26 protein-coding genes and 2 tRNA genes are annotated in these 18,534 nt (G+C 52.4%); all 28 read left to right on the top strand.

The features are described from left to right. Position 1 precedes the first annotated feature (1 nt). The 28 genes from BEA93_RS05435 to BEA93_RS05570 all read left to right on the top strand — a co-directional run bounded on the left by BEA93_RS05435 (position 2) and on the right by BEA93_RS05570 (position 18,527). Positions 2–1,057 carry a DUF968 domain-containing protein gene (locus BEA93_RS05435; protein ID WP_105224457.1) on the top strand — a complete coding sequence of 352 codons (1,056 nt, stop codon included), beginning with the start codon at positions 2–4 and terminating at the stop codon, positions 1,055–1,057. A gap of 12 nt (positions 1,058–1,069) precedes the next feature. After that, on the top strand, positions 1,070–1,429 hold the full coding sequence (locus BEA93_RS05440) for a RusA family crossover junction endodeoxyribonuclease (protein ID WP_105224458.1): 360 nt from the start codon (positions 1,070–1,072) through the stop codon (positions 1,427–1,429). Continuing rightward, positions 1,426–2,115, top strand: coding sequence for a bacteriophage antitermination protein Q (locus tag BEA93_RS05445; RefSeq protein WP_105224459.1), 690 nt, complete (start codon positions 1,426–1,428; stop codon positions 2,113–2,115). The genes BEA93_RS05440 and BEA93_RS05445 overlap by 4 nt, the downstream gene beginning before the upstream one ends. Positions 2,116–2,440: 325 nt before the next feature. Then, a tRNA-Thr gene (locus BEA93_RS05450) sits at positions 2,441–2,516 on the top strand. A 3-nt stretch (positions 2,517–2,519) separates the two neighbouring features. Then, positions 2,520–2,594, top strand: a tRNA-Gly gene (locus tag BEA93_RS05455). 670 nt (positions 2,595–3,264) lie between these two features. Beyond that, on the top strand, positions 3,265–3,690 hold the full coding sequence (locus BEA93_RS05460; RefSeq protein WP_000466940.1) for a tellurite resistance TerB family protein: 426 nt from the start codon (positions 3,265–3,267) through the stop codon (positions 3,688–3,690). Then, entirely contained in the window at positions 3,687–3,839 is a 153-nt protein-coding gene (locus tag BEA93_RS05465) for a DUF3927 family protein (RefSeq protein WP_105224460.1), read from the top strand. Before BEA93_RS05460 ends, BEA93_RS05465 begins: the two co-directional genes overlap by 4 nt. Positions 3,840–3,931: 92 nt before the next feature. Then, positions 3,932–4,324, top strand: coding sequence for a putative holin (locus tag BEA93_RS05470; RefSeq protein WP_064578964.1), 393 nt, complete (start codon positions 3,932–3,934; stop codon positions 4,322–4,324). Then, positions 4,314–4,589 carry a phage holin family protein gene (locus BEA93_RS05475; RefSeq protein WP_000950567.1) on the top strand — a complete coding sequence of 92 codons (276 nt, stop codon included), beginning with the start codon at positions 4,314–4,316 and terminating at the stop codon, positions 4,587–4,589. Before BEA93_RS05470 ends, BEA93_RS05475 begins: the two co-directional genes overlap by 11 nt. 2 nt (positions 4,590–4,591) lie before the next feature. Then, the gene (locus BEA93_RS05480) at positions 4,592–4,969 is read left to right on the top strand and encodes a M15 family metallopeptidase (protein WP_061362016.1); all 378 of its coding nucleotides are present in this window, start codon (positions 4,592–4,594) and stop codon (positions 4,967–4,969) included. Positions 4,970–5,039: 70 nt separating this feature from the next. Further along, on the top strand, positions 5,040–5,321 hold the full coding sequence (locus BEA93_RS05485; protein ID WP_105224461.1) for a hypothetical protein: 282 nt from the start codon (positions 5,040–5,042) through the stop codon (positions 5,319–5,321). Positions 5,322–5,453: 132 nt separating this feature from the next. Beyond that, positions 5,454–5,567: a hypothetical protein gene (locus tag BEA93_RS05490; RefSeq protein ID WP_105224481.1), complete on the top strand. Its 114-nt coding sequence runs from the start codon at positions 5,454–5,456 to the stop codon at positions 5,565–5,567. A 28-nt stretch (positions 5,568–5,595) separates the two neighbouring features. Further along, on the top strand, positions 5,596–5,751 hold the full coding sequence (locus tag BEA93_RS25295) for a hypothetical protein (RefSeq protein ID WP_164839673.1): 156 nt from the start codon (positions 5,596–5,598) through the stop codon (positions 5,749–5,751). A 174-nt stretch (positions 5,752–5,925) separates the two neighbouring features. Further along, complete coding sequence (locus tag BEA93_RS05495) at positions 5,926–6,222, top strand: hypothetical protein (RefSeq protein WP_001585563.1); 297 nt, start codon at positions 5,926–5,928, stop codon at positions 6,220–6,222. A 451-nt stretch (positions 6,223–6,673) separates the two neighbouring features. After that, a complete protein-coding gene (locus tag BEA93_RS05505; protein WP_032083611.1) occupies positions 6,674–7,222 on the top strand; it encodes a terminase small subunit in 549 nt (182 codons plus the stop codon). Continuing rightward, positions 7,194–9,110 (top strand): phage terminase large subunit family protein, encoded by a 1,917-nt coding sequence (locus tag BEA93_RS05510; RefSeq protein WP_105224462.1) that lies wholly within the window; start codon positions 7,194–7,196, stop codon positions 9,108–9,110. Before BEA93_RS05505 ends, BEA93_RS05510 begins: the two co-directional genes overlap by 29 nt. 3 nt (positions 9,111–9,113) lie before the next feature. Then, complete coding sequence (locus BEA93_RS05515) at positions 9,114–9,323, top strand: phage head-tail joining protein (RefSeq protein WP_105224463.1); 210 nt, start codon at positions 9,114–9,116, stop codon at positions 9,321–9,323. 44 nt (positions 9,324–9,367) lie between these two features. Then, the gene (locus tag BEA93_RS05520; RefSeq protein ID WP_105224482.1) at positions 9,368–10,891 is read left to right on the top strand and encodes a phage portal protein; all 1,524 of its coding nucleotides are present in this window, start codon (positions 9,368–9,370) and stop codon (positions 10,889–10,891) included. Beyond that, positions 10,881–12,359: a S49 family peptidase gene (locus BEA93_RS05525; RefSeq protein ID WP_105224464.1), complete on the top strand. Its 1,479-nt coding sequence runs from the start codon at positions 10,881–10,883 to the stop codon at positions 12,357–12,359. The genes BEA93_RS05520 and BEA93_RS05525 overlap by 11 nt, the downstream gene beginning before the upstream one ends. Positions 12,360–12,398: 39 nt before the next feature. After that, the gene (locus BEA93_RS05530) at positions 12,399–12,734 is read left to right on the top strand and encodes a head decoration protein (protein ID WP_064578930.1); all 336 of its coding nucleotides are present in this window, start codon (positions 12,399–12,401) and stop codon (positions 12,732–12,734) included. Positions 12,735–12,803: 69 nt separating this feature from the next. Continuing rightward, complete coding sequence (locus BEA93_RS05535) at positions 12,804–13,832, top strand: major capsid protein (protein WP_032083605.1); 1,029 nt, start codon at positions 12,804–12,806, stop codon at positions 13,830–13,832. A gap of 50 nt (positions 13,833–13,882) precedes the next feature. After that, complete coding sequence (gene gpFI / locus BEA93_RS05540; protein ID WP_172954567.1) at positions 13,883–14,260, top strand: DNA-packaging protein FI; 378 nt, start codon at positions 13,883–13,885, stop codon at positions 14,258–14,260. Further along, a complete protein-coding gene (locus tag BEA93_RS05545; RefSeq protein ID WP_105224466.1) occupies positions 14,253–14,618 on the top strand; it encodes a head-tail joining protein in 366 nt (121 codons plus the stop codon). Before gpFI ends, BEA93_RS05545 begins: the two co-directional genes overlap by 8 nt. 21 nt (positions 14,619–14,639) lie before the next feature. Next, entirely contained in the window at positions 14,640–15,323 is a 684-nt protein-coding gene (locus BEA93_RS05550; RefSeq protein WP_105224467.1) for a hypothetical protein, read from the top strand. A gap of 16 nt (positions 15,324–15,339) precedes the next feature. Beyond that, complete coding sequence (locus BEA93_RS05555) at positions 15,340–15,903, top strand: hypothetical protein (protein WP_105224468.1); 564 nt, start codon at positions 15,340–15,342, stop codon at positions 15,901–15,903. Then, on the top strand, positions 15,896–16,516 hold the full coding sequence (locus tag BEA93_RS05560; RefSeq protein WP_001006707.1) for a phage baseplate assembly protein V: 621 nt from the start codon (positions 15,896–15,898) through the stop codon (positions 16,514–16,516). Before BEA93_RS05555 ends, BEA93_RS05560 begins: the two co-directional genes overlap by 8 nt. Positions 16,517–16,554: 38 nt before the next feature. After that, a complete protein-coding gene (locus tag BEA93_RS05565; RefSeq protein ID WP_105224469.1) occupies positions 16,555–18,024 on the top strand; it encodes a phage tail sheath C-terminal domain-containing protein in 1,470 nt (489 codons plus the stop codon). Then, a complete protein-coding gene (locus BEA93_RS05570; protein ID WP_000095753.1) occupies positions 18,021–18,527 on the top strand; it encodes a phage major tail tube protein in 507 nt (168 codons plus the stop codon). The genes BEA93_RS05565 and BEA93_RS05570 overlap by 4 nt, the downstream gene beginning before the upstream one ends. The last annotated feature ends 7 nt before the right edge of the window (positions 18,528–18,534 follow it).

An 18,534-nucleotide genomic window follows, 5' to 3' on the forward strand; every position in this document is an offset into this window, starting at 1 on the left:
CGTGAGGGTATTAGTGACTCCTGAAATTGCTCACCGCCTGGGGATTGTACTTTTCAGGCCCGGTCCTGATGCGATGCCTTTGTTTATGCAGGGGCGTGTGCTGGTGGAGCCTGAACCGAAAAGCATGCGCGGGCTGCCGTCCGGAGTTGCTCCTGCCGTTCGCCAGCCGTTGGCGGAGGATAAATCATTACTGCCATTTTTCAGCGATGAGCGGGTGATTCGTGCTGCCGGCGGCGCTGGTGCACTGTCTGACTGGCTCCTGCGTCATGTTAAATCCTGCCAGTGGCCTCATGGTGACTACCATCACAGCGAAACCGTCATACATCGTTACGGTACCGGCGCGATGGTGTTGTGCTGGCACTGCGACAACCAACTGCGTGACCAGACCTCAGAATCACTTGAGCAACTTGCTCAACAAAACCTGACAGCATGGATGATTGACGTCATCCGTCACGCAATAAGCGGTGCGCAGGAGCGGGAATTATCGCTGGCTGAATTATCTTGGTGGGCGGTCTGCAATCAGGTGGCGGACGCACTACCGGAGGCAGTATTACGTCGCTCTCTGGGGGTACGAGAGGAAAAAATCCGCTCTGTGTACCGCGAAAGCGACATCATACCGGGAGAACAGACCGCCACCAGTATACTGAAGCAGCGTACAAAAAATATTGCGCTACCGCCTCACGTCCACCAGCACCAGCAACAGAACCCACCACAGGAAAAGACAGTGGTCAGCATTGCCGTTGATCCGGAGTCTCCGGAATCTTTCATGAAACGACCTAAACGTCGCCGCTGGGTTAACGAGAAATACACGCGCTGGGTAAAGACACAGCCGTGCGCGTGTTGTGGTAAGCCAGCCGACGATCCCCATCACCTGATTGGTCATGGTCAGGGCGGAATGGGAACAAAATCCCACGATATTTTCACACTACCGCTGTGTCGGGAGCATCACAACGAGCTTCATGCGGATCCGCTGGCGTTCGAAGAAAAGCATGGTTCCCAGGTTGATTTAATTTTTCGTTTTCTTGATCACGCCTTTGCAACCGGCGTGCTCGGGTAAAAGAGGTTACTGATGCGTATAGAGTTTGTTTTGCCTTACCCACCGACGGTGAACACCTACTGGCGACGTCGTGGCAGCACATATTTTGTATCAAAAGCCGGTGAGCGTTATCGCCGGGATGTGGCACTTATTGTTCGCCAGCAGCGACTGAAATTAAACCTGTCCGGAAGGCTGGCGATAAAGATTATTGCAGAGCCACCGGATAAGCGCCGTCGTGACTTGGACAATATCCTGAAAGCACTACTGGATGCGCTGACGCATGCGGGACTACTCATAGACGACGAGCAGTTTGATGAAATTAATATTGTGCGCGGTCTGCCTGTTCCTGGTGGTCGGTTGGGGATAAAAATCACAGAACTGGAGTGCGCATGAATAACCAGTATTTACAGTTTGTTCGTGAGCAGCTCATTATCGCCACCGCCGATTTGAGTGGGGCAACAAAAGGCCAGCTTGAAGCCTGGCTGGAGAATGCCATGTTCGATACAGGGCGTTACAGGCGTAAAAAAATCCGGTACCGCGATGAAGTGACTGGAAAAATGGTCACGCGGGATAATCCACCAATCCCGGGGAAACAATCGCTGGCAAAGGGGACGTCAATTCCTCTGGTAAGTCAGGTTGAGTTTTCGACATCATCATGGCGACGGGCAGTTCTGTCTCTTGAAGAGCACCATAAAGCCTGGTTGCTGTGGTGTTACAGCGGCAGCATTTGCTGGGAACACCAGATTGCGATAACACAGTGGGTGTGGAATGAATTTAACGCCCAATCCGGTACCAGAAAAATTGCAGGGAAAACGCTGGAGCGCCTGAAAAAATTAATCTGGCTGGCGGCACAGGATGTGAAGAGTGAGCTGGCTGGGCGTGAAACTTATGAATATCAGGAACTGGCATTACTGGCGGGAGTAACAACAAAAAACTGGTCCAAAACATTTACTGGTCACTGGGTTGCAATGAAACACATTTTCCACCGTCTGGATAGTGAGGCTTTATTGTTTGTGATGAGAACACGCTCAGAACAAAAGGCGGCATTTTCAAAGCAAAGTGTTGCAAAAGTAGATTAAAAGGCATATATTTCGTGCAAATCTGATATTTTGCCGATTTTGTACATGATGGCAAAGCAAGCAAAACCCGCTGCCGAGCGGGTTTTTTTATGTCCGCAAAATGGTGTGGAAGAAAAAATTAATCAGATTGTAACTGAGATAAAAAACAATCGTTAAATATGCATTTAATAATTTCTTTATTTCATAAAAAATAAAAACATATATGTATATTTACAAATCTTGATGTGATTTTCCATTGAAAAGAGAGCTGGTATTATTAATATCGGTCTCCGGTTCCGAAGGGGATGTAAAGCGCGGTCATTTTTATTTCTCTTGAGGAACCAGTGCCGACTTAGCTCAGTAGGTAGAGCAACTGACTTGTAATCAGTAGGTCACCAGTTCGATTCCGGTAGTCGGCACCATATGCGGGTATCGTATAATGGCTATTACCTCAGCCTTCCAAGCTGACGATGCGGGTTCGATTCCCGCTACCCGCTCCATAGTAGTAAGGCGAGATTGTGTTATGCACTGACACATTATATATGTGGGGATGGTTTTTGGCCTCTTTATCCACGTCCCGTTCTGTAATGAGTGATACCAATTGCAGTCCAGTGCTATTTTTTTACACCATCGGAATGGTGCATCATTGGTAGAGATTTGCAATATCTCTGGCAGGGTCGGTGATGCATCATCCCGATGTTGTAAACATCGCTAAACGTGACATTGAGATTAATCATATACTAATCAAAATCTGGTAATACATCCTTAACCGCCGTACCAGGCGGTTTTTTTTATTCCTGCATCAAACAAAAAAATACACGAGCATCCTGGAATACTCGTGGGACAAAGTCCTTTAGATAGCAATTTGCGAGAGGGTGAAAAAATGGCGCGGCTGTCGGATTAAAGCCGCGGGACAAAGTCCATGAAGAATAATAAGTATCAGCCTCCTACAGGAGACGAGTTGATATTACTAAGCTTTAAAAATGGTTTAAATCCTCAGATTAACCTTAATTTCAGGTAAGTCTTATTTCATTTCTTCGCGCCGCGCCCGGCGCACATCAAAAACCACAGAGCCTTTCAGGGGTGAGCTTACGGGATGGTCAGTGTGACTTTCTCTGTGGGCTGGTCACCCTCCGGGCGCAGGCTCACCCACTAAAAGGAAAAGTCACGATGTTTGGTATTTTCAAAAAGAAAACCCGCAAGGCCATTACTGAAGTAAAGAAAATGGAGAACCGCGATGCAGTGGAGGCGACCGTCTGGGGCGCGTATTCCATTGCATACGCTGACGGCACCTGTGACGCGAAAGAAATCGCGGTGCTGGAGAAAACCATTGCAGCACTTCCTGCTTTTGCGCCGTTCTCCGGTGAGATTGCACAAATGAGTGCAAATATCCGCGCCCGTTATGAAGCGTCGCCGCGCTCTGCCAATGCTGAAGCCCTTCGTCAGTTGGCTGACGTGGCAGGAACAGACGATGCAGTTAATGTGCTGTGCCTGTGTCTGGATATCGCTGACCAGGATGGCATTGGTCCGGATGAAGAAGCACAGCTCAAGAAAATTGCTCAGGCGCTTCAGCTACCGCTGGAGCAGTACCTGTGAAAAGTGCGCGCCTTGTGCTGGCTGCCATCCTGCTGTTTCTGGTAGTGGCGGTGGATTTCACCGGACGGCTGATGTCGGTGCTGGCAGATGGTGTGCTGGTGGCGATGGCGCTGGTCGTGCTCCGGCCTTTACTGCATAAATCTGAATAACATCACACAAAAGGCATCTGCGGGTGCCTTTGACGGGGTGTTGTTTTTTTACGGGCCGCTGGTGGCCCTTTTTTATTTACAGGAGAAAAAGTATGTCTGAACCCTTATCCGGTTCCGGCACGGCTGCGGCGCTCGGCGGGGCGACGGTATTCGGGCTGTTTACCGGAACGGATTTCGGGATTGTGTTTGGTGCGTTCGCCGGGGCGTTATTTGTGGCAACGATGCCGCAGGCGCTTTCAGCCTGGCGTGTGGCAGCGCATTTTCTGGTGTCGTTCATTATCGGCGTGCTGGGCGCAGAGGTTCTGGCATCCTGGCTGGTAAAGCATACAGAGTTTGATGGTGCACCTGTTGACGCATTGTGTGCAGTGCTGGTGTCTGTATTGTCGGTAAAAGTGCTGTCCTTTGTGCACAGGCAGGACGTTATATCACTGATGTCCTGTCTGCTCTCCCGCCTGAAGAGTGGAGGAGGCGATAATGTTAAGTAACCTTCCCGGATTGCTGAATGTGGCGTTATGCACGGTTATCGTGCTGACGCTCTTTTTTTATCGTCGCCGTGATTCCAGACATAAACCGCTGATGTCATGGCTGGCCTGGCTGCTGATGCTGCTGTATGCCTTTGCGCCCCTCAGCTATCTGTGCGGTCGCCCGTTAGCGGCGAACTGGCTGGCGGTGGGGCTTAATCTGCTGTTCTGCGTGCTGGTGATTCGTGCACGCGGGAACGTTTCAAAAATCCTTTCATTTCGGAGGTGAGCATGTCGGGTAAATTCAGATTCAGTCGTCGTAGCGAAAAAAATCTGGAGGGCGTCAAACCACAGCTGGTTGCTGTAGTTCGCCGTGCACTGGAGCTGACGGAAGTTGATTTCGGTATTACGGAAGGTCTGCGCAGTAAGTATCGCCAGAAACAGCTGGTTGCAGAAGGTAAGAGCCAGACCATGAACAGCCGCCACCTGACCGGTGATGCTGTGGATGTTGTGGCTTATGTTGGCAGCCAGGTGTCATGGGACTGGCCTCTGTACGAGAAAATCGCACAGGCATTTAAGCAGGCTGCCGCAGAGCTTGGAACTGCCATCGAATGGGGCGGTGACTGGCGGACGCTTAAAGACGGCCCACATTTTCAATTGAAGCGATAGCTTGCAAAACATACAGGGCTGCCATGAGCGGCTTTTTTATTGCTCAAAAAACGAAAGAACGGAGGTACATATGTACGCACTGAAAAAAATTACCGTAACTGAAGATGGTCGCCAGGTTGAGGAAGTGCATGTCCTGGGGGATATGTATCGTCTGGAGTTCTATCCGCGTGGCACTCATCTTGCAGCAAAAATTGAGTATTGCCTGGGCGGGGATATTCCATGTATTCCGGTAGAAAAAGAGGATGAGGCTTACATTACCACGCTGACCGGAGACACGGTGCGTTGTATCTGTCGCGGTGGCAGTAAAGCCAGGAATGAAATAGCCAGATGCCGCACCCAAGGCAGTAAATAAAAAACAAAACCCCGGCTGCTGGAACAGTCCGGGGTTTTTTTAGTTTTCACGTCAAAGAGGAAATTGTGAGTAGTGAGTACGGAGAAAATCCTCGTGGGAAAGTATAAAAGATTCTTTTTGAGGTTGTCCATTATGAAAGGTATTGAAGTGGAAACTCCCGCGAGCTTTGATTTGACAAGGGCTGCGGCCTTTGCAGTTCGCCTTGTGGCGGTCGCTGTTCTGATTTGGGCTGTGCGTTGGTGGTGACATGAGCCGAAAACACTGGACACACAGAATGCCTCGAACGGCGGTGAAATGGGCGCTGGTAGCGATACTGGTGCCTTTTTTCCTGGTGGGATGTGTCAGCCTGGATAAAGCGCGCCAGCTTTTTGATACAGCTTCTCAGGTCTGTGAAATTGTCGACGGTGTTCGGCAGTGTCTGCAGAACTGATCGCCTGTAAGAGCAGAATATTTTGCTGAAAAATGAAGGATGTGTCAGCGTCTGGAAAGCATGAAATTCTGTGTTTGTGGCTACTCAATTAAATAAATTCTTTCTGTCGCCGCGAATACTCAAATGTTGATCAGCGCCCGGTGCGGCGACGGGCTTCGATATCAGGAGACGATGATGGAAAAAACAGAAAACAAACCGATTGTAATTGGTGCTGATGCTGCTCCGTTTAAGTTTGAGTTGTCTCAACTGGTGGAGATGCGCATCAGTGATGAATGGGGGGAGGTTAAAGCCCGCGCGCAGTATGCGGATGGCGAAAACCAGTACTTGATCCACTACAAAGCAGCTGATGGTCGCGCCACGACGGAGTGGTTTGGTGAGTCAATGCTGGAAGCAACGGAAGATGATCGCCATCCTGGCTGTCCGGTATTTGCTGGTATGAAATTGCCGGAAGGCGCGGTTGTTACTGAGTAACGGGCATTACAGCAGCCCTTCAGCGAGGGGCTGCGATAATGCAACACAGGAATAAAAACCGGCCAGGGAGAATCCGTTAAAGGTCTGCCGGTGGCGAAAAAGTGCCAGGTGCTCAACCTAAGCTGATTCTCTGTTGAACACAATAATTTTATTTACATCTATGTGAATGCGTAGGGCTTCTGTGATGCACGTCATGTTAATGATGTATGGATATGCGAATCATTCCCATTTTCACGGGTCCTTTCCAGAATCTGAAATACCGAGGGTCTGGGGACGCGCAAAAACGCGCTATTTATGAAAATTTTCAGGGAAAAAGCAGATCCGTTCTTCTTCTGGCTAACCTGTTGTGTAATAAAATTTTCTTGAGAAAAAGAAAGGATCTGGTAGCGGTGATTTTTCGCTGAAAAAAGCGTTTTGAGATCCTTTCTTCTTTTTGTGAGGAATATGTGCCGTGAAGGTTAACAAAAAGAAACTAGCGGAAATTTTTGAGTGCGATGTCAGAACAATCACTGGCTGGCAAAGTCAGGGGCTGAGAGTTTTGTCGGGGGGAGGCAAAGGTATCGAGGCCATGTTCAATACAGCAGAAGCCATTGAGTGGTATGCGCAGCGGGAAAAAGATATCGAAAACGAAAAGCTCCGCAAAGAACTGGAAGATTTGCGTGCGGCTGCAGAATCAGATTTACAACCCGGCACCATTGACTATGAACGCTACCGGCTCACCAAAGCACAGGCTGACGCACAGGAGCTGAAAAATGCCCGTGAAGAAGGGCTGGTGCTGGAAACGGAATTGTTTACCTTCATTCTGCAACGTGTGGCACAGGAGATTTCGGGGATACTTGTACGTGTGCCGCTGACATTACAGCGTAAATATCCGGATATTTCACCATCACACCTTGATGTGGTGAAAACTGAAATCGCGAAAGCCTCCAATGTTGCAGCTAAAGCCGGTGAAAACGTGGGCAGGTGGATTGATGATTTCAGACGCACAGAAGGCAGCTAATGCAGCCGGTGCGATAGCTACAGGGCTTTTATCTCTCAATATTCCGGTTCCACTGACGACGGTTCAGTGGGCTGATCAACATTATTATCTGCCGAAAGAATCTTCATACACTCCCGGACAATGGGAAACCCTGCCGTTTCAGGTTGCCATTATGAACAGCATGGGAAATGACCGGATCCGCACCGTTAATCTGATTAAATCGGCGCGCGTTGGTTACACCAAAATGCTGTTGGGGGTGGAGGCTTATTTTATTGAGCATAAATCCCGTAACAGTCTGCTTTTTCAGCCAACAGATTCTGCGGCAGAAGATTTCATGAAATCTCATGTTGAGCCAACGATCAGGGATGTCCCTGCATTGCTGGAGCTGGCTCCATGGTACGGAAGAAAGCACCGCGATAATACACTTACCCTGAAGCGTTTTTCCTCCGGCGTGGGGTTCTGGTGCCTGGGCGGTGCCGCAGCTAAAAACTACCGTGAAAAATCTGTGGATGTGGTCTGCTATGACGAACTCTCCTCGTTTGAACCGGATGTGGAAAAAGAAGGCTCGCCGACGCTGCTTGGCGATAAACGTATCGAAGGCTCGGTATGGCCTAAATCCATACGCGGCTCAACGCCGAAAATTAAAGGCTCCTGCCAGATTGAGAAAGCCGCGAATGAATCTGCGCATTTCATGCGGTTTTATGTCCCTTGCCCTCATTGCGGGGAGGCCCAGTATCTGAAGTTTGGCGATGATGCGACGCCGTTTGGCCTGAAATGGGAGAAGGGTAAACCGGAAACGGTGTATTACCTGTGTGAACATAATGGCTGTGTGATCCGGCAGTCGGAACTTGACCAGACCGACGGGCGCTGGATTTGTGACAATACCGGGATGTGGACGCGCGACGGCCTGGCATTTTACAGCGCCGGTGATGAGGAGATGCCGCCACCGCGCTCAATCACGTACCACGTGTGGACAGCGTACAGTCCGTTCACCACCTGGGTACAGATTGTTTATGACTGGCTGGATGCGCTGAAGGATCCGAACGGTGTTAAGACGTTTATTAACACCACGCTCGGGGAGCCCTATGAAGAGGCCGTGGCAGAAAAACTGAGCTTTGAGTTGTTGCTGGAAAAAGTCTGCCACTATGGTGCGCAGGTTCCCCTGCGGGTGGTTTACCTGACCGCCGGGATCGACTCCCAGAAAGATCGCTATGAAATTTATGTCTGGGGCTGGGCTCCCGGCGAAGAAGCCTTTCTGATTGATAAGCAAATTATCATGGGGCGACCGGAAGACGAGGACACCCTTAAACGTGTTGATACGGTGATCCGGAAAAAATATCGTCATGCTGACGGTACTGAAATTTCCATTTCCCGTGTCTGCTGGGATACCGGTGGTATCGACCAGGACATTGTGTATCAGCGTTCCAGGAAACACGGCACTTTTTTTGTGCTTCCCATAAAAGGGGCATCGGTGTACGGCAAGCCGGTGATCACCATGCCCAAAAAGCGCAACCAGCGTGGTGTGTTTTTGTGTGAGGTGGGCTCCGATACCGTCAAGGAAATGCTGTACGCCCGTTTTGCCCTGCCAGTGGTCTCTGTCAGTGAAGCCGCCCCGTATACCTTCCGTTTTCCGGATAACCCCGACATTTTTTCGGAAGAAGAGGCGCGTCAGATCGTGGCGGAAGAGCTGGTGGAGAAGGTGGTTAATGGCAGGGTGAAACTGCTGTGGGATAAAAAAGGGCGACGCAACGAAGCCCTCGACTGCCTGGTATATGCCTATGCTGCCCTGCGTATTTCAGTTCAGCGGTGGCAGCTGGATCTTGAAGCACTGGCCCGTGCCAGAAGAGATGAGCAGGACGACGATGAGATGAGTCTGGAAGAAATCGCGGCTGCACTGAGTGGAGGATAAAGAATGGTTTATACGCATGAAATGCTTTGTGATGCCCGTCGGGCATTACATGAACTGATGATCGGACGTGCTGTGGTTTCCGTCAGTAAGGACGGGCGTCAGGTTCAGTATTCGCGGGCGACGATTGGTGAACTACGCCAGTATATTAAAGAGCTGGAAAGTGCGCTGGGCGTATCCGGACGGCGTTGTGCCCCGGCAGGAGTGGGGCTGTGAACGGGGAACTGGTGGATCTGCACGGGCAGCCATTGCGGCAGAGTATGGGATATTCCGGAGGGGGTACCGGATTTGGCGGGCAGCTTGCGGAATGGTTGCCTGCACCGGAAAGTGCCGATGTGGCGCTCTTACCTTCCATTCAGCTGGGTAACGCCCGTGCGGATGATCTGGTCCGTAACAACGGTATTGCCGCAAATGCAGTGGAAATTCATAAAGACCATATCGTCGGGCACATGTTTCGCCTGAGCTACCGGCCCAACTGGCGCTGGCTGGGGATGTCGGAAGCTGATTCGCATGCCTTTATTGAAGATGTGGAGGCGGCGTGGATGGAATATTGCGATCCTGTGTTTGGTTCGATGGATGTGGAGGGGCGTCGCTCGTTTACCGAATTTATTCGTGAAGGGGTGGGCGTTCATACGTTTAACGGTGAAATTTTTGTCCAGCCCGTATGGGATACGGAATCCACGTCATTATTCCGGACGAAATTCAAGACCATCAGCCCGAAACGTGTCAGTACGCCCGTTTATGGCATCGGCGATCGTTTTATGCGTGCCGGGGTGGAAATCAACCGGTACGGAAAAGCACTGGCCTACCATGTTCAGGAAGATGACAGGCCCGGTTACGGTGTCAGCAACTGGACGCGGATTGCGGCGACGCTGCCCTCCGGGCGACCGGGAATGATCCATGTGTTTCAGCCGCAGGAGGACGGGCAGACGCGCGGGGCCAACCAGTTTTATTCTGTCATGGAGCGCCTCAAGATGCTCGACACACTGCAGGCCACGCAACTGCAGTCGGCGGTGGTGCGGGCGATGTATGCCGCGACGATTGAATCCACACTGGATTCGGAAAAAGCATTTGAATATATCGCCGGGGTGGGAGACGGCGGAAAAAATCCCCTGAACACCATCATGAAAGGCTATGCGCGTTATTACGCCACCAATACGGTAAAACTGGGCGGGGTCCGTATTCCGCATCTTTACCCGGGGGATTCACTGAATCTGCAGACAGCGCAGAATGCAGATAATGGTTTCTCTGAACTGGAAAAGGCGCTGTTACGTTACATTGCTGCCGGGCTGGGGGTGTCCTATGAACAGCTTTCCCGTGATTATTCACAGGTCAGTTATTCCAGTGCCAGGGCATCCGCCAATGAGTCGTGGCGGTATTTTATGGGCAAACGAAAATTTGTGGCCAGTCGACTGGCATCACAGATGTTTGCCTGCTGGCTGGAGGAAGCTCTTATTCGCGGTGTGATTCGCCCGCCGAAATCCCGTTTTTCATTCTGGGAGGCCCGTTCCGGATGGTGTCGTGCCGAGTGGATTGGTGCCGGTCGCATGGCGATTGATGGCCTTAAGGAAGTGCAGGAAGCGGTGATGCGTATTGAAGGTGGTTTAAGCACGTACGAGAAAGAGCTGGCCCTGATGGGCGATGACTATCAGGAGATTTTCCGCCAGCAACTGCGTGAAAGCCAGGAGCGACAGGCAGCGGGTCTTCCCCGCCCCATCTGGATAAAGGACACGTTTCAGCAGCAGATCCGACAGACAACGGGAGAAAAAGGTGATGCGTCGTAATTTATCGCATATTGCCGCCATGGCATTTAATGAGCCGCTTTTACTGGAACCCGCCTATGCGCGGGTTTTCTTTTGCGCGCTGGGTAAAGAGATAGGGGCCGGCAGTCTTGCCGTTCCTCAGCAGGCTGTTCAGCTTGATGCTGATGGTATGCAACTGGCTGTGACTGACTATATGGCGGGCGGTCAGCGTCCGGCGAAGAGTTACCAGGTGAAGAATGGCATTGCCATTCTTCCGGTGAGCGGCACGCTGGTGCATAAACTGGGTACCCTGCGGCCTTACTCCGGCATGACAGGCTATGACGGTCTGACTGCTCGTCTTCAGATGGCGGTGAATGATCCGGATGTGCGCGGCATTTTGCTGGATATCGACAGCCCGGGCGGTCAGGCTGCCGGGGCGTTTGACTGTGCTGACATGATTTACCGTCTGCGGGAACAGAAGCCCGTGTGGGCGCTGTGTAATGACATGGCCTGTTCAGCCGCCATGTTGGTGGCGGCAGCCTGTACGCGTCGGCTGGTCACACAGACGGCAAAAATTGGTTCGATTGGCGTGATGATGGCGCACACCAGTTACGAGAAACAACTGGCACAGGAAGGGGTGGACATCACGCTGATTTACTCCGGGCAGCACAAGGTTGACGGCAACAGTATTCAGGCATTGCCGGCAGGTGTGCGTGCAGATTTTCAGCGCCGTATTGATGAGACCCGCCGGATGTTTGTCGACAAGGTGGCGCTTTATACGGGGCTGAGTTCAGAGGCGGTGATGAATACCGAGGCTGCCGTTTATGACGGTCAGGCAGGCATTGATGCAGGCCTGGCTGATCAACTGATTAATGCTGCAGATGCCGTTGAAGTGATGGTTTCTGCACTGAATGACTCTGTTACGAAGGAGAATGCAATGACTGTTAAAAATCTCACCGTTGCTGAAGCGGTGGCCCAGGAAAATCAGCGCGTGATGGGGATCCTGAATTGTCAGGAGGCGAAAGGGCGCGAGCAACTGGCGCAAATGCTGGCAGGTCAGCTAGGAATGACGGTTGAGCAGGCGAAAGCGTTTCTGGCGGCAGCCCCTGCTGCCAGTGCTGCAGGCACAGGCGATCAGATTATGGCGTTGCCGGAAGCAAAAGGGCGTGAACAACTCGCGCAGGCGCTGGCTGAACAGCCGGGAATGACCGTTGACCAGGCAAAAACGTTACTGGCGGCGGCACCGGTTGCTGGTTCTGCAAGTGTCGGCGATCAGATTATGGCACTGCCCGAGGCGAAAGGGCGCGAGCAACTTGCACAGGCGCTGGCAGAACAACCGGGAATGACGGTGGCGCAGGCGAAAACGTTGCTGGCAGCCGCACCGGCGGCATCGCAACCGTCACAGGAAACACTTTTTGATCGCTTTATGGCACAGCATGCCACCAGTTCGGTTTCCGGTGGCGGAACTGCCGGGCGCGGGGAAGAAGACCTGCTGATGAGTATGCCGTAAGCGGTATCCGGAATTCAGATAAATCAGGAGACTGAAAAAATGATTAAAACCACCACGGAAAAGCGTGCAGATGTGCGCATTTTTGCCGGAAGCGATCCGGCGCATACCGCAACAGCCACCAGTGGTATCAGTGCTGCCACACCTGCACTGACGCCACTGATGGTGGATGACGCCACCGGAAAACTGGTTGTCTGGGATGGTCAGAAAGCCGGAACGGCTGTGGGGGTGCTGGCTCTGGCGCTTGCCGGGACCGAGCCCACGCTGACGTACTACAAAAGCGGTACGTTTGCCACTGAGTCGCTGGTCTGGCCTGGTTCGGTGGATGCGGTGAAAAAAGCCAACGCATTTGTGGGAAGTGCCATCAGCCACGCCTGATGGTGAAGTGATTAACTGAAAAAACGGGTCGCGATGCGGCCCGTTTGTGTTTCTGAAGGAAAATAAATTATGGGGTTATTTACCACGCGTCAGTTACTCGGGTACACCGAGCAGAAAGTGAAATTTCGTGCGCTGTTTCTTGAGCTGTTCTTTCGTCGCACGATCACTTTCCATACTCAGGAAGTCATGCTGGATAAAATTACCGGCAAAACACCGGTTGCGGCGTATGTGTCTCCGGTGGTGTCAGGCAAAGTGCTGCGCAGCCGTGGTGGTGAAACCCGCGTGTTACGTCCCGGTTATGTAAAACCAAAACACCGCTTTGATTATCAGCAGGCTGTAGAACGTCTTCCGGGGGAAGATCCGGCCCGCCTTAATGACCCGGCTTACCGCCGTCTGCGTATTCTGACGGACAATCTGAAACAGGAAGAGCAGGCGATTGTGCAGGTGGAAGAAATGCAGGCAGTCAGTGCTGTTCTGCAGGGTAAATACACCATGAGCGGCGAGCAGTTTGAGACGGTGGAAGTGGATTTTGGGCGTTCTGCCGCCAATAACATTACGCAGGCTGGCGGACGCGAATGGTCGAAGCAGAATGCTGATACCTTCGATCCGACGCATGATCTGGATGCGTACTGCGATTTCGCTTCCGGCACCATCAATATCGCGATTATGGACGGCACGGTCTGGCGTATGCTGAACGGTTTTAAACTGTTCCGTGAAAAACTGGATACCCGCCGTGGCTCCAAATCTGAGCTGGAAACGGCACTGAAAGACCTGGGCTCCGTGGTTTCCTTTAAAGGCCATTACGGCGATCTGGCAATTGTGGTGGCGAAGACAACGTATGTTGACGAAAACGGGGATGAACAGCGTTATCTGCCGGAAGGTACACTGATTCTGGGGAACACTCAGGCGGAAGGCGTCCGTTGTTATGGTGCCATTCAGGATAATCAGGCACTGAGTGAAGGGATCACCTCTGCGATTCGTTATCCGAAACACTGGGAGGAAGTGGGGGATCCTGGTTGCGAATATACCATGACGCAGTCTGCGCCGTTGATGGTGCTGCCGGATCCGGATGCGTTTGTGGTGGTTCAGGTGAAATAAGACGGGGCGGGATATTCCCGCCTTTTTCTTTAGCGCACGGGAGAGATGTGATGACAAAAGAGCAGATGACGGAACGCCTTCAGGAACTGGCAGTGATTCTGGGGCGTGAAGCAGATATTTCAGGTTCAAAAGCCGATCTTGAGCAGCGCCTGGCGGAATGGGAAGAAGAAGCAGAATGTATTCATCAGACTGATGAGATTTCTGATGAAATTTCCGAAGTACAGAAAACAGAGAAAGTTACGCAGAATGCAACTGATCTGGTTCGGGTAAGAATGAAAGTGACGGCTCACCTTTGTGCTTTTGATGAGCACGGCACCCGCCGGGTGGAATTTGCTCTGGCAGGTCAAATTGTCAGTCTGGAGTCTCATCGCCTTGCCAGCGTCATTGCTGCCGGAGTGGCTGAGGTTTGCCATGCTGTCGATGTCTGATAATGATTTTGACCGGGCTATGGCAAAAGCTGATCACGAGATACTCAGGGCGATGGGGCGTGAGTTTCATATTCAGGCCGGTGGGCGTTTTGTCCATATCTGGGGCGTACTGGATGAGACTGAGTCTGATGTTCTCCTGAAAAAAGGAGGAGGGATGATTCATGATGTCGCTCCACGGTTGTTTGTTTGCACCCGTGATATCGAAGGTGTATCCAGGAAAAGTCGGGTTGAGTGTGATGGTGTTGTTTACTGGGTGGTAAGTATTGGCCCGGACGACAATGGTTTCTGTTATCTGACGCTGGCGCGTGGGGAACCGGGTACGTCACTGCCGGTTATTGACGGGTGGAGTAAAAAATAAACTTCATAAGGAGATATCGCAATGGCGCGGGCATCACGCATCCGGCAAAATCTGTTGTTTGATATCGACGTCGAAGAATTGCGGGATATTGCGGCGCTGGCTGGCGCAACGCAGCACCAGTTTCGTCTGGCCTATTCCCGCGCACTGAAGCGAACGGCATCAAAAATGCGCATGAAGGCGCTTGCGGAACTGAAAACCGGCCTGGCTCCCCGCAAAATGGACATGCTGCGCAGGCGTCTTTTTTTCACTCGCATTACCCGGGGTAATGCAATGGATGAAGCCCGTTTCTGGTTTGGTCTTAATGCGATCAAGATAAAGGATCTACGCGGACGCATTCGTGGACGACGTGTTCGTCATCATGATCTCCGTGACCCGGTAACCGGGCGGTTTATCAAAGAGAATCGTGTCAGACGGCGTCGCCGCAAAGCCAGCGATCCGGTTTTTGAACCCAACGGTTCGTTTTTATCTCCCACCGCATATGAAAACGGGCTGGTGATACGTAGCCGCAAAGAGAACCGACGAACAATCATCATCAAAAATCCGGAAACCGGGCGCGTCCGGGAGGCTGAAGCCGGTATTTATGCCCGTACAATGGATTATGTTGAAGATGTGGCTTTTGCAGAATGTCTGGAAATTTTTATGAAAGAGTTCGAATCGGACATCCGGCGACGTGCGAAGTACGGCATTACCGTGACCCCCCGATAAAAAACGTGAGGACACAATGGCTGAACCCTTATGCATGGCATCCTGGCACGCTGCTGTGCTGGGTGCCCTGAAAGAACTTAAATGGATCAGGGATGCGGATACCTACCCTGAACGGGTTACGCAACTGGTCACTCCGGCGGTGTTTCTGGCGGTCGATGGCTGGGATGCGAAAAACAATGCAGACGGACAGATGACGGTGGTGTTGTCTGCTGCGCTGTGGGTGCTGGTTGATCGTGCCGGTGAGCCGGAGAACGAAAAAAAGGAAGTGGCTGCAAAGCCGGATATTTTTATCCGTTCGGCAGCCGCCGATCTGACGCACTGGCTCGACGGACAGACGTTCGGGCTGGCAAATGTGGAGCCTGCCATTTTTATATCAGCGGACGCAGATGAAACCGATCCGCGCCTGGATGATTATCTGGTCTGGCAGATTTCATTTAACCAGACGGTGACGTTTGGTATGGATCTCTTTGCCACGGATAACCTGCCGCTACAGCGGGCCTGGCTGGGTGTTGCACCGGAGATCGGGCGACAGCATGTGGATGATTACCGGCTGATTTTTGAGAGAAAGCCACGTGAATGAGGTTCTGGGGGATTTACAGCGCCGCCTGGCAAATATGGTCCGGCGCGGGGTGATCCACTCGGTGCGGCTGGACGGTGGTTTTCCGGAATGCCGCGTGGATCTGGGGGATATTGTGACCACCTGGCTGCCATTATGTCAGGGGTTTGCCGGAAAAAACAGGGCAGATTTTGAGCCGTTTGCTGTGGGTGATGCGGTTACGGTGCTGTCAGAGGCCGGGGAGCTGAATAACGGTCGTGTTTTTCCCGGCTGGAATACCGGTGAGGCACCGGCTCCGCAGGGCAGCGACAGTGAGCACATCACCCGTTACGGAGATGGTACTGAAATTTGCTATAACCGGGAGACGCACTCACTGACCATTATTCTGGCGGAAGGGGGCACCTATGCCATTACCGGGAATGGTGTACTGGACGGAAACGTCATGATTTCAGAAAACCTGATCGTGAACGGACGCACGATGGTTGAAGGTGAAGTGGTGGTGAAAAGTGATTTTTATGCAAAAGGAGAGGTGACGGATAAATCCGGCAGTATGAGCCGGATCCGGGAAACGTTTAATGGACACGACCATCCCGGAGACAGTGGGGGAACCACGAAAGTACCGAATCAGAAAATGTGACCTGCTGCGGCAGGTTTTTTTATGTCCGGAGAATGCAAATGGGGCAATTACATGGTGTGGAAACCATCGAGCTGACAGCAGGCACGGTGGCGGTAACCACAATAGAGACAGCCATTATTGGGGTGGTGGGAACCGCGCCGCAGGCTGCCGGGGCTGTGGCAGCAACACTGACAGCGGGAACGCCGTTGCTGGGTAACGAGCTGACCTTTACGGCAAAAGCGGCGGGGCGGAGCGGAAATACCATTACCGTTATTGCTGAACAGGCTTTACAGGCAGCAAAAGAAAAAAGTGCGGGTGCGGTCCCCACGTCAGCAAAATGGGAAAACGGAAGCCTGTTGATTTGGCTTGGATGCAGTGAAGAGGGGGCCGGTAATGCCACCGTCAGCGATGTTGTGACGGCAGTGAATGGCGTGGCTGGGGTCGGGGTGAGTGCCACCGGCAGCGGTGACGGTATTGTGTCGCCGTTTTCCGGCACACTGAGTGGCGGTGAAGATGAACCGTTTCCGCTGAACACGCCAGTGGCGATGGCGGGAACAACGGCGCTTTCACGTCTGGGGCTCACCGGAACACTGAAGCAGGCGCTGACGGAGATTAACGACCAGCGTAACGCGCTGTCGGTGATCGTCCGGGTGGAAGAAAAAACGAAGCCGGAAGAGCAGCGTGCTGCCATTCTTGCGGGGATCAGCATGCTGTCATCGGCAAAATCCGTCACCACGTATCAGCCACGTATTGTGATTGCACCAGGATTCAGTGAAGACGATGCGGTAGGTAAGGCACTGGAAACTGTGGCCGGAAAACTGCGGGCAGTGGCGTACGTGGATTGTGCTGCGGGCGCGACACTGCAGGAAGTGGTGCAGCGTCGTCAGTCTTACGGTGCCCGGACTGAACTACTGCGCCCGCGTGTGCAGGTCAGTAATGCAGAGGGGCAACTGGTGTATCGCCCGTATTCGGCGTTTGCTGCCGGACTGCGTGCCCGTATTGACTATGAAAAAGGGTGGTGGTGGAGCAAATCAAACCAGGAGGTTTACAACATCCTCGGTGTTGAGCAGGTGGATGAATTTATCCTCGGTGAGCGTAACTGCGATGCCAACCTGCTTAATATGCAGAATGTCTCCACCCTGATCCGCCGCGCCGGATTTAAACACTGGGGAAACCGGCTGTGCTCGTCCCATCCTCAGTGGCATTTCGAGTCCGTCCGCCGTACTGCGGATGTGATTGAAGACAGTATTCAGGAAGCGATGCTGGCATATGTTGACCGCCCGCTTGATCGTCAGAATGCGGACGACATCATTGGCACCATTAATGCGTATATGCGCCGTCTGGTGGCAGAAGGTGCCATCTTCGGGGGGCGGGCATGGCTGGATCCGGAACTGAATACCGCCGAAACGCTGGCAGCCGGTGAACTGTACATCAACTATGACTTCGGTCCCAAATCGCCGACTGAACTTATCAGCATGCGGGTGAGCGTCAACAACGAATACGGCATTAAGGAGATGAAGGCAACATGAGCAGTAAAAACACATTACGGGCCTGGACTTTTTTCCGCCAGGGGATCCGTATTCAGGGAGCGCATGAGTTCACGCCACCCACGCTGTCCATAACCACCACCGATTTACGCACCGGGGCACAGGATGCGCCCACGCCGGTTGACGACGGCATGGAGGCGCTGACCTGCCAGATTAAATTCTATGGTCTGGATACAGACATGCTGTCCAGTCTCGGATTTGTCAGTGGCAGCCGCTCCCGCTTCACGGCCTATCAGGGCTATCTGGCAAACGGCACCGCGCTGGGGACCACCGAAGAAATCGAAGGTTTTGTGAAAACGGTGACGCCGGATGCGCGCGGAAACAGCGGGCTGTCAGAAAATGCGGTGACAGTGGAAATCGCGGTGAATTATTACCGTCAGACGCTGGAGGGGATCGAACTCATTATGATTGATACCGAGCGTTTTGAGCGTCGGATCAACGGCGTGAATGTTCTCGCCGGCCTGTCGGCAAAAGTGCGTCTCTGAGCACTGA

This window comes from Escherichia sp. MOD1-EC5950 (assembly GCF_002965345.1).
GTDB classification, from domain to species: Bacteria; Pseudomonadota; Gammaproteobacteria; order Enterobacterales; family Enterobacteriaceae; genus Escherichia; species Escherichia marmotae.

Bases quoted from the DNA above. Each gene is read 5' to 3' on its own strand.
- BEA93_RS05460 (WP_000466940.1), top strand. From the start codon at position 3,265: ATGTTTGGTATTTTCAAAAAGAAAACCCGCAAGGCCATTACTGAAGTA.
- BEA93_RS05555 (WP_105224468.1), top strand. From the start codon at position 15,340: ATGGCTGAACCCTTATGCATGGCATCCTGGCACGCTGCTGTGCTGGGT.
- BEA93_RS05485 (WP_105224461.1), top strand. From the start codon at position 5,040: ATGTACGCACTGAAAAAAATTACCGTAACTGAAGATGGTCGCCAGGTT.
- BEA93_RS05480 (WP_061362016.1), top strand. From the start codon at position 4,592: ATGTCGGGTAAATTCAGATTCAGTCGTCGTAGCGAAAAAAATCTGGAG.
- BEA93_RS05545 (WP_105224466.1), top strand. From the start codon at position 14,253: ATGTCTGATAATGATTTTGACCGGGCTATGGCAAAAGCTGATCACGAG.
- BEA93_RS05515 (WP_105224463.1), top strand. From the start codon at position 9,114: ATGGTTTATACGCATGAAATGCTTTGTGATGCCCGTCGGGCATTACAT.
- BEA93_RS05475 (WP_000950567.1), top strand. From the start codon at position 4,314: ATGTTAAGTAACCTTCCCGGATTGCTGAATGTGGCGTTATGCACGGTT.
- BEA93_RS05495 (WP_001585563.1), top strand. From the start codon at position 5,926: ATGGAAAAAACAGAAAACAAACCGATTGTAATTGGTGCTGATGCTGCT.
- BEA93_RS05490 (WP_105224481.1), top strand. From the start codon at position 5,454: ATGAAAGGTATTGAAGTGGAAACTCCCGCGAGCTTTGATTTGACAAGG.
- gpFI (WP_172954567.1), top strand. From the start codon at position 13,883: ATGACAAAAGAGCAGATGACGGAACGCCTTCAGGAACTGGCAGTGATT.
- BEA93_RS05525 (WP_105224464.1), top strand. From the start codon at position 10,881: ATGCGTCGTAATTTATCGCATATTGCCGCCATGGCATTTAATGAGCCG.
- BEA93_RS05520 (WP_105224482.1), top strand. From the start codon at position 9,368: ATGGGATATTCCGGAGGGGGTACCGGATTTGGCGGGCAGCTTGCGGAA.
- BEA93_RS05445 (WP_105224459.1), top strand. From the start codon at position 1,426: ATGAATAACCAGTATTTACAGTTTGTTCGTGAGCAGCTCATTATCGCC.
- BEA93_RS05570 (WP_000095753.1), top strand. From the start codon at position 18,021: ATGAGCAGTAAAAACACATTACGGGCCTGGACTTTTTTCCGCCAGGGG.
- BEA93_RS05470 (WP_064578964.1), top strand. From the start codon at position 3,932: ATGTCTGAACCCTTATCCGGTTCCGGCACGGCTGCGGCGCTCGGCGGG.
- BEA93_RS25295 (WP_164839673.1), top strand. From the start codon at position 5,596: ATGCCTCGAACGGCGGTGAAATGGGCGCTGGTAGCGATACTGGTGCCT.
- BEA93_RS05530 (WP_064578930.1), top strand. From the start codon at position 12,399: ATGATTAAAACCACCACGGAAAAGCGTGCAGATGTGCGCATTTTTGCC.
- BEA93_RS05535 (WP_032083605.1), top strand. From the start codon at position 12,804: ATGGGGTTATTTACCACGCGTCAGTTACTCGGGTACACCGAGCAGAAA.
- BEA93_RS05440 (WP_105224458.1), top strand. From the start codon at position 1,070: ATGCGTATAGAGTTTGTTTTGCCTTACCCACCGACGGTGAACACCTAC.
- BEA93_RS05550 (WP_105224467.1), top strand. From the start codon at position 14,640: ATGGCGCGGGCATCACGCATCCGGCAAAATCTGTTGTTTGATATCGAC.
- BEA93_RS05510 (WP_105224462.1), top strand. From the start codon at position 7,194: ATGATTTCAGACGCACAGAAGGCAGCTAATGCAGCCGGTGCGATAGCT.
- BEA93_RS05565 (WP_105224469.1), top strand. From the start codon at position 16,555: ATGGGGCAATTACATGGTGTGGAAACCATCGAGCTGACAGCAGGCACG.